The organism is Acinetobacter sp. BZX-2 (assembly GCF_055179795.1).
On sequence record NZ_CM143686.1, the window covers coordinates 3,050,420 to 3,063,667 of the forward strand.

The 13,248-nt window shown below is 42.0% G+C and carries 9 protein-coding genes, 2 tRNA genes and 3 rRNA genes; 7 read left to right on the forward strand and 7 right to left on the reverse strand.

All coding sequences use genetic code 11. From position 1 onward, the window contains the following. The first annotated feature begins 12 nt into the window (after positions 1-12). From ACY45D_RS14335 to ACY45D_RS14345, 3 genes are read left to right on the forward strand one after another with little or no spacing between them, the layout of a single operon-like run. Entirely contained in the window at positions 13-855 is an 843-nt protein-coding gene (locus ACY45D_RS14335) for an amino acid ABC transporter permease (protein ID WP_463107337.1), read from the forward strand. Between the two features lie 2 nt (positions 856-857). After that, positions 858-1,535 (forward strand): amino acid ABC transporter permease, encoded by a 678-nt coding sequence (locus ACY45D_RS14340; RefSeq protein ID WP_463107338.1) that lies wholly within the window; start codon positions 858-860, stop codon positions 1,533-1,535. A gap of 13 nt (positions 1,536-1,548) precedes the next feature. Beyond that, on the forward strand, positions 1,549-2,292 hold the full coding sequence (locus ACY45D_RS14345; protein ID WP_463107339.1) for an amino acid ABC transporter ATP-binding protein: 744 nt from the start codon (positions 1,549-1,551) through the stop codon (positions 2,290-2,292). A 198-nt stretch (positions 2,293-2,490) separates the two neighbouring features. Here the strand turns inward: ACY45D_RS14345 and ACY45D_RS14350 are convergent, their stop codons facing one another. From ACY45D_RS14350 to ACY45D_RS14380, 7 genes are all read right to left on the reverse strand, one after another. Then, entirely contained in the window at positions 2,491-2,922 is a 432-nt protein-coding gene (locus ACY45D_RS14350) for an energy transducer TonB (protein ID WP_463107340.1), read from the reverse strand. Further along, positions 2,897-3,547 carry a TonB family protein gene (locus ACY45D_RS14355; protein ID WP_463107341.1) on the reverse strand — a complete coding sequence of 217 codons (651 nt, stop codon included), beginning with the start codon at positions 3,545-3,547 and terminating at the stop codon, positions 2,897-2,899. The genes ACY45D_RS14350 and ACY45D_RS14355 overlap by 26 nt, the downstream gene beginning before the upstream one ends. 166 nt (positions 3,548-3,713) lie before the next feature. Then, positions 3,714-3,828, reverse strand: a 5S ribosomal RNA gene (gene rrf / locus ACY45D_RS14360). A 167-nt stretch (positions 3,829-3,995) separates the two neighbouring features. After that, positions 3,996-6,886 (reverse strand): 23S ribosomal RNA (locus ACY45D_RS14365). 379 nt (positions 6,887-7,265) lie between these two features. Beyond that, positions 7,266-7,341, reverse strand: a tRNA-Ala gene (locus ACY45D_RS14370). A 66-nt stretch (positions 7,342-7,407) separates the two neighbouring features. Beyond that, positions 7,408-7,484, reverse strand: a tRNA-Ile gene (locus tag ACY45D_RS14375). 59 nt (positions 7,485-7,543) lie between these two features. Then, a 16S ribosomal RNA gene (locus ACY45D_RS14380) occupies positions 7,544-9,080 on the reverse strand. Together the 16S, 23S and 5S rRNA genes with 2 tRNA genes alongside form the textbook arrangement of a ribosomal RNA operon. Positions 9,081-9,656: 576 nt before the next feature. Between ACY45D_RS14380 and ACY45D_RS14385 the strand changes: the two genes are divergently transcribed. The 4 genes from ACY45D_RS14385 to ACY45D_RS14400 all read left to right on the forward strand — a co-directional run bounded on the left by ACY45D_RS14385 (position 9,657) and on the right by ACY45D_RS14400 (position 13,197). Continuing rightward, positions 9,657-10,607, forward strand: coding sequence for an MlaA family lipoprotein (locus ACY45D_RS14385; RefSeq protein ID WP_463107342.1), 951 nt, complete (start codon positions 9,657-9,659; stop codon positions 10,605-10,607). A 123-nt stretch (positions 10,608-10,730) separates the two neighbouring features. Beyond that, the gene (gigA, locus tag ACY45D_RS14390) at positions 10,731-11,699 is read left to right on the forward strand and encodes an RsbU family protein phosphatase GigA (RefSeq protein ID WP_463107343.1); all 969 of its coding nucleotides are present in this window, start codon (positions 10,731-10,733) and stop codon (positions 11,697-11,699) included. Between the two features lie 113 nt (positions 11,700-11,812). Continuing rightward, complete coding sequence (gigB, locus tag ACY45D_RS14395; RefSeq protein WP_463107344.1) at positions 11,813-12,337, forward strand: anti-anti-sigma factor GigB; 525 nt, start codon at positions 11,813-11,815, stop codon at positions 12,335-12,337. Positions 12,338-12,372: 35 nt separating this feature from the next. Then, positions 12,373-13,197: a carbon-nitrogen hydrolase family protein gene (locus tag ACY45D_RS14400; RefSeq protein ID WP_463107345.1), complete on the forward strand. Its 825-nt coding sequence runs from the start codon at positions 12,373-12,375 to the stop codon at positions 13,195-13,197. The last annotated feature ends 51 nt before the right edge of the window (positions 13,198-13,248 follow it).

Genomic DNA, 13,248 nt, shown 5'->3' on the forward strand with positions numbered 1-13,248 from the left:
CAAGGAGCACGCATGTCAGTAGGCTCACTTAACTGGACAGCATATTGTCTACCTTCCAACGAATACAGTTTAGAAAAAGCAGCATGGGCAGAATCTGTATGTAAAGCAATTGGTGGTGAAAGCTACTCCTCTGTTGCTGATGCACCAACTTGGTTACAACTCCTCGGTTCTGGGGTTTGGACGATGGTTTGGACAGCTGTTTTAGCTTTCTTTTTGGCATTCGCTATCGGATCTCTCATCGGTATATTACGGACATTACCCAGTAAACCATTGTCATTTATTGGTACCTGCTACGTAGAACTATTTCGAAATATTCCTCTTATTGTTCAACTTTTCTTCTGGGCATTTGTATTTCCAGAATTACTCCCGAAAAGTTTAAGTACAGGCAGTGGAGAAATCGTAAATGGTGGATGGTGGCAAAACATTCTCAATGATAATCCTGCTGTAATCGGTGTTTTTGCACTAGGTTTATACACCGCGGCTCGTATTGCAGAACAAGTCCGTGCAGGGATCAACACCGTTTCACGTGGACAAAAAAATGCGGCATTCGCAATTGGCTTAACCCAAAGCCAAAGTTATCGCTATGTTATTTTACCAGTCGCATATCGTATTGTTTGGCCAACACTTACATCTGAAGCGATGAACGTGTTTAAAAACTCAGCCGTTTTATATGCATTAAGCGTTCTTAACTTCTTTGCTTATACTAAAACAATGCGTGAAGAAACATCCCAAGATATCGTTATTCTTATTCTCTCTACCCCAGTATATTTAGTGATCACCTATTCTATTAAATACATTATGGCTTGGATTGAAAAGCGTATGGCTGTTCCTGGGCTAGGATCAGGGGGTAAATAATTATGGATTTCAGCATATTACAAAACCAAGATGTGATCCAAACTTTACTCGCTGGTTTCAAATTTACAGTAACAGTTACAATACTTTCTGTGATTGGCGGTATTCTTATTGGTACGCCACTTGCAATGATGCGACTTTCTGATAATAAAATTGCCAGTGGTTTTGCTAAAATTTATGTAGATTTCTTTCGTGGTGTACCACTGATTCAAGTCATCTTCATCTTTTACTTCTTACTGCCTAAATTTTTTGAATTCCAATCAGATACATATTACGGGCCACTTTTTTCAAGTGTAGTCACTTTCGCAATTTTTGAAGCTGCATTCTTTTCAGAAATTGTACGTTCTGGTATTCAATCGGTATCTAAAGGTCAGGTTAACGCAGGTTATGCACTCGGCTTTACATACGGACAAACCATGTCCAATGTTGTATTGCCACAAGCTTTTAGAAATATGCTACCTGTACTACTCACCCAATCGATCGTTCTTTTCCAAGACATATCTTTGGTATACGTGATTAGCGCTCCAGACTTTTTAGGCAATGCCAATACATTGGCAAACACCTATGGTGCTGAAACTAAAGCAACTTTCTACTTAGTCGTAGCCCTCGTTTACTTCTGTATTTCCTTTGCGCTTTCAAGACTTGTGAAGCGTTTACATCAAAAAATAGCAATTATTCGTTAATTGGAGAATCGATATGCCAATGATAGAAATACAACATATCTCAAAATGGTATGGAGATTTTCAGGTTCTAACTGATTGCACAACTTCTATCGAAAAGGGTGAAGTTGTGGTGGTTTGCGGGCCATCAGGCTCAGGTAAATCAACACTGATTAAAACTGTTAATGCTTTAGAACCATTCCAAGAAGGCAACATTATTGTCGATGGAACAGCGCTAAAAGACTCTAAAACGGATTTAGCTCAATTTCGTTCACGTGTAGGTATGGTCTTCCAACATTTTGAATTATTCCCACATATGACTGTTTTAGATAATCTCACCATCGGTCAAATGAAAGTACTCAAACGCTCTGAACAAGAAGCTAAGAAAAAAGCACTGGAATACCTAGATCGTGTTGGCCTTTCTGCACACAAAGACAAGTTTCCAGGACAGCTTTCAGGTGGACAACAACAGCGTGTCGCAATTGCCCGTGGTCTATGCATGGATCCAGTATGTATGTTGTTTGACGAGCCGACCTCTGCCCTTGACCCTGAAATGGTCGGTGAAGTACTCGATGTGATGAGTCAGCTTGCAAAAGAAGGCATGACCATGATGTGTGTTACCCATGAAATGGGCTTCGCACGCAAAGTTTCAAGTCGTGTGATCTTTATGGATCAAGGAAAAATTATTGAAGACTGTAAAACAGAAGACTTCTTTAACAAACCTGAAGAACGCCATGAAAGAACCAAGTTTTTCTTAGACAAGATCTCGATGGTTCATTAATAAATAGTGCCTCAACATCAAAATTGTTGAGGCATTTTTCTATCTAGGAAATTGTAATTCAAATAGCTGATTAACACGCTATCAAAACAAAAAAGTAAGATCTTTTAAATAATCAATTTTCTGCAAAGACTAGGTTCACTCATCACATAAATAACCTTTACTTAAATATCGCACACCGATCAACATCTCGATTTTTAATTATTCAATAGAGATCGGTAATTGTAATTTGGTAATGACAGGCTTTCCATTCTTCAAGGGCTTCTGAAATTGCCAACGTTGCACCTGTGTAAGTAACAACCACGTAAGATCATCGTTTTCTGCTGAAATGACTTTAGGTAACTGAACCATTCCCTCTTCATCCAAATAAAATTCAATAAGAACCTCATTGTATTTTTTACTCTTAATAAGTTCTGAAGGTATATTGGGATATGGACTATACAATGCTACTGGAATCGAATCTAACTGATTGGCGCTAACCAGTCTTCCATCATTATTTTCAATATATTTTAAAATTCTTTCAGCTGAAGGATTTACCCCAGTATCCCTGTTCATTGGTTTAAAAATAAACTCTTTCGATAGTGCAGCCCAACTGGGTTGCCCACCTTTAATTGCTGGTAATTGCTGGTTCAAAAACCCATGAACTAAATGAAGCTTGGGCTGATAAACCAAATTCAGGTTGAGTTGATGACAATATTTTAGATTCCACAATATGGCCATTAGGGTCAACTATGATCATTATATTTGCTTTGCCAGTTTGATTTTTTTCCAATAAATCCAAGGGATAAACAACAGGGACAACAATTTTTATTTGTGGTGCGACATCAAACTGAAATTTTTCTTGTAAATAAGTAGAGGCATTTGATGTTTTAAATGGAATATCTTTATTATCTGCATTTAGCTCCTCAATCATAAAATCATAGGGTATTTCAATTTCAACGTCTTCTTTTATAGGCTTAAATTTAGTCGCCAAAATATTTTGAACAACCACTTTTTCTAAATCAGGATGACTTGATTCTAAGACGATAACTTTACTCACCTCTCCTTGCTTATTAATTACTACTTTAATATTCACCCTCCCACCATTTCCTACCTTAAGTAAGTTTTTCGGATAAATCATTTTAGGTATTACTAATGGCTCTAGACTTGATCCTTTGAGTTCTGATAATTTTGGACTTGCATCTTGCAAAGCCTCAGACTGCGCGTGTGCTGCTAAATGAACAAATATTGATGTAGCTAATACCCAAACAAACTTCATAAGAATTCCATTTTTATTTTTCAATAAGCACGATTTGCAAATCTAAATCACGGATTATTTATACTGTATTTAGTTTTTAATTTATGGGCAAGATTATTTTTCAATAGAATAACCAAGCAAAAAAAAACACCCCCAACTATCGAGTTGGGGGTGTTTTGAATTTAAAAGCTGGCGATGACTTACTCTCACATGGGTAACCCCACACTACCATCAGCGCTAAGAGGTTTCACTTCTGAGTTCGGGAAGGGATCAGGTGGTTCACTCTTGCTATTGTCGCCAGCAAACTGTTATGGACTTGTTCGGGTCTTATTTAAATGCCTTACTTGGTACCAAATGAGTTTAACAGAACATTTGAGTTGGGTATTGTAACTAGCTTTACAACTAAATCAAGTATGATTGATCTTTTATGAATCAAATGATGCTCTATATACAACTGTTTGGGTGTTGTATAGTCAAGCCTCACGAGCAATTAGTATTGGTCAGCTTCATACGTCACCGTACTTCCACATCCAACCTATCAACGTCGTAGTCTTCAACGGCTCTTTAGGAGGCATAAAGCCTCGGGGAAATCTTATCTTGAGGTAGGCTTCCCGCTTAGATGCTTTCAGCGGTTATCCCTTCCGAACATAGCTACCCGGCGATGCGACTGGCGTCACAACCGGTACACCAGAGGTTCGTCCACTCTGGTCCTCTCGTACTAGGAGCAGATCCTCTCAAATTTCCAACGCCCACGGTAGATAGGGACCGAACTGTCTCACGACGTTCTAAACCCAGCTCGCGTACCTCTTTAAATGGCGAACAGCCATACCCTTGGGACCTGCTTCAGCCCCAGGATGAGATGAGCCGACATCGAGGTGCCAAACACCGCCGTCGATATGAACTCTTGGGCGGTATCAGCCTGTTATCCCCAGAGTACCTTTTATCCGTTGAGCGATGGCCCTTCCATACAGAACCACCGGATCACTAAGACCTACTTTCGTACCTGCTCGACTTGTGGGTCTCGCAGTTAAGCGCGCTTTTGCCTTTATACTCTACGCGTGATTTCCGACCACGCTGAGCGCACCTTCGTACTCCTCCGTTACTCTTTAGGAGGAGACCGCCCCAGTCAAACTACCCACCAGACATGGTCCTCGTCCCGGATAACGGGACAGAGTTAGAACCTCAATATTACCAGGGTGGTATTTCAAGGATGGCTCCATTGGAACTGGCGTCCCAATTTCATAGCCTCCCACCTATCCTACACAAGTAAGATCAAAGTTCAATGTCAAGCTGCAGTAAAGGTTCACGGGGTCTTTCCGTCTAGCCGCGGGTACACCGCATCTTCACGGCGATTTCGATTTCACTGAGCCTCTGCTGGAGACAGCGCCCCCATCATTATGCCATTCGTGCAGGTCGGAACTTACCCGACAAGGAATTTCGCTACCTTAGGACCGTTATAGTTACGGCCGCCGTTTACTGGGGCTTCGATCAAGAGCTTCGCTTACGCTAACCCCATCAATTAACCTTCCAGCACCGGGCAGGCATCACACCCTATACGTCCACTTTCGTGTTTGCAGAGTGCTATGTTTTTAATAAACAGTTGCAGGGGCCTGGTTTCTGTGGCTGCCAATAGCTCAAGGAGCAAGTCCTATCACCGTCAGCAGCGTACCTTCTCCCGAAGTTACGGTACCATTTTGCCTAGTTCCTTCAGCAGAGTTCTCTCAAGCGCTTTGGTCTACTCGACCTGACCACCTGTGTCGGTTTCGGGTACGATTCCTGTGTAACTGAAGCTTAGAGACTTTTCCTGGAAGCTTGGTATCAGCCACTTCGCTAGTAAACTAGCTTGTTATCAGTTCTCAGCATAGAGTACCCCGGATTTGCCTAAGATACATGCCTACAACCTTTCACCTGGACAACCAACGCCAGGCTGACTTAACCTTCTCCGTCCTCTCATCGCATTACACAGAAGTATTGGAATATTAACCAATTTCCCATCGACTACGCCTCTCGGCCTCGCCTTAGGGGTCGACTCACCCAGCCCCGATTAACGTTGGACTGGAACCCTTGGTCTTTCAGCGAACGGGTTTTTCACCCGTTTTGTCGTTACTCACGTCAGCATTCGCACTTCTGATACCTCCAGCATGCTTCTCAACACACCTTCATCGGCTTACAGAACGCTCCCCTACCACGTGCACTTAGTGCACATCCGCAGCTTCGGCATATAGTTTTAGCCCCGTTACATCTTCCGCGCAGGCCGACTCGACTAGTGAGCTATTACGCTTTCTTTAAAGGGTGGCTGCTTCTAAGCCAACCTCCTAGCTGTCTATGCCTTCCCACATCGTTTCCCACTTAACTATAATTTTGGGGCCTTAGCTGGCGGTCTGGATTGTTTTCCTCTTGACTACGGACGTTAGCACCCGCAGTCTGTCTCCCGGATAGTACTCATAGGTATTCGGAGTTTGCATCGGTTTGGTAAGTCGGGATGACCCCCTAGCCGAAACAGTGCTCTACCCCCTATGGTATTCGTCCGAGGCGCTACCTAAATAGCTTTCGGGGAGAACCAGCTATCACCGAGTTTGATTAGCCTTTCACCCCTATCCACAAGTCATCCCCTGGCTTTTCAACGACAGTGGGTTCGGTCCTCCAGTTAGTGTTACCCAACCTTCAACCTGCTCATGGATAGATCACCCGGTTTCGGGTCTATACCCAGCAACTAAACGCCCTATTAAGACTCGATTTCTCTACGGCTCCCCTATACGGTTAACCTTGCTACTGAATATAAGTCGCTGACCCATTATACAAAAGGTACGCAGTCACCGAACAAGTCGGCTCCCACTGCTTGTATGCATGCGGTTTCAGGATCTATTTCACTCCCCTCACAGGGGTTCTTTTCGCCTTTCCCTCACGGTACTGGTTCACTATCGGTCAGTCAGGAGTATTTAGCCTTGGAGGATGGTCCCCCCATATTCAGACAAGGTTTCACGTGCCTCGCCCTACTCGTCATCATTATATGTGCACTTTCGTGTACGGGACTATCACCCTCTACGGTCGCACTTCCCAGAGCGTTCCGCTAATACACATATAACTTAATGGGCTGATCCGCGTTCGCTCGCCGCTACTGACGGAATCTCAATTGATTTCTTTTCCTAAGGGTACTGAGATGTTTCACTTCCCCTCGTTCGCCTCGCATGACTATGTATTCATCATGCGATACCTACCTTATGGTAAGTGGGTTTCCCCATTCAGAAATCTCCGGATCACAGGATATTTGCCGCCTCCCCGAAGCTTATCGCAGGCTATTACGTCTTTCTTCGCCTCTGACTGCCAAGGCATCCACCACATGCACTTAATTACTTGACTATACAACCCCAAACAGTCGCTAACACATACAAGTGAGTGTTATCGTTGCAAACTTAATTGCTACTATCTGTTGTTCGTGCACTTAAGCACTGTACAGCTTCAATTTAATTCATATACCAAAACGCTTGATTCAGTTTTATCGCTAGTGCTCATTTCATTCAACATTAACAATTGCTTGTTAATTTGCTTGAAACGAGTTAAACAATTATTTCAACTCAAATTTATTCTGTTAATGATTCACTACCGCCTCGTCAGCAAGTAGTTCACTGTGATAAATCACAGAAGTTAATAAATCAAGACCATGTGATCTTCTTATTCATTAATTTCTATAAACTATCTTTAGGATTTAACTTTCGTTTTCACATTACTTCGTAATGTATGGTGGAGACTAGGAGAGTCGAACTCCTGACCTCCTGCGTGCAAAGCAGGCGCTCTACCAACTAAGCTAAGTCCCCAGCTTAAGATCTTAATATATCTGTTTCTCTGTAATCTTGAATTTCTTCAATTTCAATCAGTAGACTTGGTGGGTCTGACAAGACTTGAACTTGTGACCCCACGCTTATCAAGCGTGTGCTCTAACCAACTGAGCTACAGACCCTCAGATACATCAATGAAGAACAACTTGTTGTGGATTCTTACCAATAACCAATCTTTCGTTAAGGAGGTGATCCAGCCGCAGGTTCCCCTACGGCTACCTTGTTACGACTTCACCCCAGTCGTCGGCCACACCGTGGTAAGCGTCCTCCCTAAGGTTAGACTACCTACTTCTGGTGCAACAAACTCCCATGGTGTGACGGGCGGTGTGTACAAGGCCCGGGAACGTATTCACCGCGGCATTCTGATCCGCGATTACTAGCGATTCCGACTTCATGGAGTCGAGTTGCAGACTCCAATCCGGACTACGATCGGCTTTTTGAGATTAGCATCCTATCGCTAGGTAGCAACCCTTTGTACCGACCATTGTAGCACGTGTGTAGCCCTGGTCGTAAGGGCCATGATGACTTGACGTCGTCCCCGCCTTCCTCCAGTTTGTCACTGGCAGTATCCTTAAAGTTCCCACCCGAAGTGCTGGCAAATAAGGAAAAGGGTTGCGCTCGTTGCGGGACTTAACCCAACATCTCACGACACGAGCTGACGACAGCCATGCAGCACCTGTATGTAAGTTCCCGAAGGCACCAATCCATCTCTGGAAAGTTCTTACTATGTCAAGACCAGGTAAGGTTCTTCGCGTTGCATCGAATTAAACCACATGCTCCACCGCTTGTGCGGGCCCCCGTCAATTCATTTGAGTTTTAGTCTTGCGACCGTACTCCCCAGGCGGTCTACTTATCGCGTTAGCTGCGCCACTAAAGCCTCAAAGGCCCCAACGGCTAGTAGACATCGTTTACGGCATGGACTACCAGGGTATCTAATCCTGTTTGCTCCCCATGCTTTCGTACCTCAGCGTCAGTATTAGGCCAGATGGCTGCCTTCGCCATCGGTATTCCTCCAGATCTCTACGCATTTCACCGCTACACCTGGAATTCTACCATCCTCTCCCATACTCTAGCTTCCCAGTATCGAATGCAATTCCTAAGTTAAGCTCAGGGATTTCACATCCGACTTAAAAAGCCGCCTACGTACGCTTTACGCCCAGTAAATCCGATTAACGCTCGCACCCTCTGTATTACCGCGGCTGCTGGCACAGAGTTAGCCGGTGCTTATTCTGCGAGTAACGTCCAAGCATCTAGGATATTAGCCTAGAGCTCCTCCTCCTCGCTTAAAGTGCTTTACAACCATAAGGCCTTCTTCACACACGCGGCATGGCTGGATCAGGGTTCCCCCCATTGTCCAATATTCCCCACTGCTGCCTCCCGTAGGAGTCTGGGCCGTGTCTCAGTCCCAGTGTGGCGGATCATCCTCTCAGACCCGCTACAGATCGTCGCCTTGGTAGGCCTTTACCCCACCAACTAGCTAATCCGACTTAGGCTCATCATTTAGCGCAAGGTCCGAAGATCCCCTGCTTTCTCCCGTAGGACGTATGCGGTATTAGCATTCCTTTCGGAATGTTGTCCCCCACTAAATGGCAGATTCCTAAGCATTACTCACCCGTCCGCCGCTAGAGATATAACCGAAGCTACATCCCCCGCTCGACTTGCATGTGTTAAGCCTGCCGCCAGCGTTCAATCTGAGCCATGATCAAACTCTTCAGTTAAAATCATTAGTGACTTAAGGTCACAATTCTGGCTCATCAATTTCCTGACAAATTCTCTCAAATAAACTTCGAGTAATTTAAACCTTTCAATCAATGAAATATTTTCGATCAATCAATCAGTAAAAATCCACACAAGTTGTTCTTCATATTCTCTTAATGATCTTCTCAATGCTTCGTCAGCATCAAGCTAGGTCGGCTATATTACTCTCAATCTCTTAAAAGTCAATCGTTAATGTTAATCTTTTTTCTAACAAATCATTCTTTAATCAATTCAACAAATTTCCTTTAGAAATCTATCTAAACCTTTCAAGCTATTGATTTATCAGAAGTTTTATTTAACATCACCGCCGATGGATGTGCATTCTACACCATTCCTAAACCAACACAACCCCTTTCAGCATCTTTTTTTGGTTTTTTAGGTTATTTGGTTGTTTATTACCCATTAATCACATTTTTTCACATTTTTTGATCAAATTTGCTTTAATACACATGCAATAATTCTTGCTAGAATATAATTCAATGTCGTTAATACTGTTATTGACTACTTTTACTATTAAGAAAACCTCAAGGAATTCTATGCGTCCTTATTCTTTACTATGGGCATGTTTACTAAGCATTGGCGTCACAGGCCAAGTTTCTGCCCAAACAAATTCATCTACTCAAACAGATTCTGATGAAACTGTATCAGCAGCAACTCCCAATGCTGTTTCTACGGATGCTATTCCTAATGAAGATTCTGTAGTAGTTGAACAACAACAGTCTAAACATCCTAGAATCGATGCTTTAAAAGAACTCAAAAATGTTAATTCTAAAGATTTAAAAGTAAATGCGAATGCATCTCAACCTGACAGCGTAAAAGATCCACTACAGCCGTTAAACCGTGAAATTTATCAATTCAATGATCTGTTAGACCGTAATATTGCTCGACCAATAGCCGTTCAATATGTACAAAAAGTTCCTGGTGAAGTTCGTAGTTCATATCGTTTATTTAGAAAAAATATGGCTGAACCATGGAATGCCGTAAACCAAATTGCTCAAGGTCGTTTTAGCCGTGCAGCAAAAAGCCTTGGTCGTTTTACCATTAATACAGTGACATCTTTAGGCTTAGCAGATCCTGCTCGTCGTTTAGGTTTAGGCACTGAAGAGGAAAGCTTAGGAATGACTTTAGGCTATTATGGTATTCCAAGTGGACCTTATTTAATGTTACCTATATTAGGACCAAGTACTTTCCGCGGTGCTTTGGATTATCCTGCTGAAAGTTATGCAAAGCCAATGACTTATATCTTGTCTAATAACAATCAAACAGGATTAGCTTTAGGCCAAACATTCTGGAGTGGTATTGACTCTCGCTCTAACCTTTTAGAAGTTGAGGATGTTTTGCAAGGTGATCGTTATGCTGCGATTCGTGACATTTACTTACAACGCTTAGCATTCCAAATTGCTGAGAAGAAAGGTCAAGGTGAAGAAGCTGTGTCTTTTGTAGATGACGGTACTGATGACACCACAGATTCGGACGATACTCCGTAATAACAATATTTTGTTAAACTTATTTGCTAGTAATTTGTATCGTTTTACTAGCAAAGTATCGTTATCTATAGTAAATCTACTTGTTATAACTGTTCATACTTTTTAGGATCATCTATCTCTTCTATGTATTTCATTCAACCAAGTCGTCAAATTTCTAGCCTTGAGCACGTCTTAAATGCTCTTCCGAGCTTACAGATGATTAACATTGAAGATATTCATCTTTATGATCCGACGATTATTACGATTGCTGATGTGCATGACTTCCTACAACATCAATGGTCTTTACCGACTATTGTCATCGCCAAAGAAAATGAGGGTACTGAACTTTCTCAGGCGTGGGAATTAGGTGCATTAGCTGGTTGGATTTGGACACGTTTACCAGCCAATCTTGAACATTCACTGTTTAAAATTGATGCCCAATATAAGCGTAATCAAGACAGTCGAGATCTTCCTTCAGCAGCCGAATTACAGAAAAAACTCCTGCCTAATCCAATGGAGTTGCAAAACTATAAAGTGGAAACCTTGTTTCAGCCATCTGCTTATTTGTCTGGTGATTGGTATGATTATTGGAAAATTAGCGATAAAGAAATTATTTTTTATTTAGCCGATGTTTCAGGACATGGTGTGACCAGTTCACTGCTTACCTCTTGGATGGCTGCATTTCATGGTCGTTCTAAAACCCCAAGAGAACTGATTAAAAAGTTAAATGGCATGTTGGTTCAAGAAAATATTGAAAAGCATATCACTATGCTTGCAGGTATTTTAAATCTTGAAACACACCAACTACGTTGGTCTAGTGCAGGTCATTATCCTCCACCGATTATTTTTGAACCCAATCAAGCACCTCGTGTTTTAAATACCAGTAGCTTTCCTTTAGGTTTAACAGAAGACCTTGAAGTCGAAGAGTTTGAATGTACCTTAAATAAACATGCACGATTCATTATTTGCTCTGATGGCGCACTAGAACCATTCACTGGTGGATTGAATGAGCAATTCGCTCAATTGGTCTATCATTTACAAAATCAATCATTTCGTGCACCCGATCACGTCGCAGATGATATTGCAATTCTCAGCTTTAGAAGAATGAATTAATTTAAAAATCAATCAGATAATCAAATATAGACTATTAACCTATACGCAAATGCTTGAGTATAGACTTGCGCTATGTGATAATTTTCCTATCCTTCTCTGCAAATGGCATTTATATGTCAACAGGTCATGTTGAATATGCAAGCTTGAATGGAACGCATATCTTCAAACTTATTGGTGAAGTGCGAGCCCAGTCTTGTATAAGCTTAGACAAACTTTTGGCGAGGATTGAACAGCAAGAAAACGTCGTTGGCGCTATTGTTGATTTAACCGAAACCACATTTATTGATAGCACAGTTCTTGGAATACTTGCCAAATTAGGCTTAAAGCTTAAACAGGTTCATCATATCCAAGCGGTCATGCTGTCTACAAACCCAGATATTACTACTCTAGCCAATAGCATGGGCTTAGGGCAGGTTTTTGTCATCTTAAATTACTGTGGTGACTCTCAGGTATGCACCAAAGCGTTGCTAGATGACAACATAACGCATAACTCGATGTTATGTACTGTACTTGATGCACATAAAACGTTAATGAAACTTAACGAAAATAACCAAAATATGTTTGAACCATTAGTCAAACAACTTGAAAAGCAACAAGATACGATGAAATGCACTGCTCCAAATCAGGAAAGTGTTTAATCATCATTTCAAAGTAATATTTTCAAGGATGCGATATGTCTTTACTTTCCGTTGTTCAGATGAATTCTCAGAATGACATTGAAGCTAACTTCAGTGTCATTGAATCATTGATTCAACAAAGTAAAGCTGATGGCGCATCTTTGATTGTTTTTCCTGAAAATTTTGTATGTTTCGCTGCGGGTAAGCAACGTGAAACAGCTGAACGTTTCGAAGAGTTTCAACAACGTCTTGAACACATGGCACAGCAATATCAAATTTGGATCGTTGCTGGAACTTTGCCCTGCCCATTCCGTCCAGATGGTTCCATCATTCAAGACGGTCGGGTACGCACTGTAAGCCTGTGTATCAGCCCTGAGCGAACTGAAGCACGTTATGACAAAATTCACTTGTTTGATGTACAGGTGGGTGATGCTGTGGGCGGTTATCAGGAATCTAAATTCTTTGAACCAGGTACTGACCTCGTTGTTGCAAAGACTCCTTTTGGCAATATCGGTTTAATGGTTTGTTATGATTTGCGGTTTCCTGAACTTGCACTCACGCTTCGCGCACAAGGTGCAAATATCCTAACTGCTCCCGCTGCATTTACTTATACGACTGGACAAATGCATTGGCAACTATTACTGCAAGCCCGTGCAATGGATAGTCAATGTCAGGTGCTTGGTGCAGCTCAACAAGGTTGGCATGGTGAAAAACGTCAAACTTGGGGGCATGCAGGTGTGACAAATAGTCGTGGGCAGGTTTTAGAGATCGTGGATGCTGAAGGTACTCAATTGATTACTGTGCCTTTTGATCTTGAAGAACAAGATTCTATTCGGGCATCTATGCCACTCATGCAACATCGTAAACTTATTACATTTTAATGTTATAAATTCAATTCAGAAATTGATTCTGCCATGTATCAAAATTAAATA

What these genes read in the sequence shown, in the direction of transcription:
- gigA (WP_463107343.1), top strand. Translation starts at nt 10,731, where the DNA reads ATGTATTTCATTCAACCAAGTCGTCAAATTTCTAGCCTTGAGCACGTC.
- ACY45D_RS14340 (WP_463107338.1), top strand. Translation starts at nt 858, where the DNA reads ATGGATTTCAGCATATTACAAAACCAAGATGTGATCCAAACTTTACTC.
- ACY45D_RS14355 (WP_463107341.1), bottom strand. Translation starts at nt 3,547, where the DNA reads ATGAAGTTTGTTTGGGTATTAGCTACATCAATATTTGTTCATTTAGCA.
- gigB (WP_463107344.1), top strand. Translation starts at nt 11,813, where the DNA reads ATGTCAACAGGTCATGTTGAATATGCAAGCTTGAATGGAACGCATATC.
- ACY45D_RS14400 (WP_463107345.1), top strand. Translation starts at nt 12,373, where the DNA reads ATGTCTTTACTTTCCGTTGTTCAGATGAATTCTCAGAATGACATTGAA.
- ACY45D_RS14345 (WP_463107339.1), top strand. Translation starts at nt 1,549, where the DNA reads ATGCCAATGATAGAAATACAACATATCTCAAAATGGTATGGAGATTTT.
- ACY45D_RS14385 (WP_463107342.1), top strand. Translation starts at nt 9,657, where the DNA reads ATGCGTCCTTATTCTTTACTATGGGCATGTTTACTAAGCATTGGCGTC.
- ACY45D_RS14335 (WP_463107337.1), top strand. Translation starts at nt 13, where the DNA reads ATGTCAGTAGGCTCACTTAACTGGACAGCATATTGTCTACCTTCCAAC.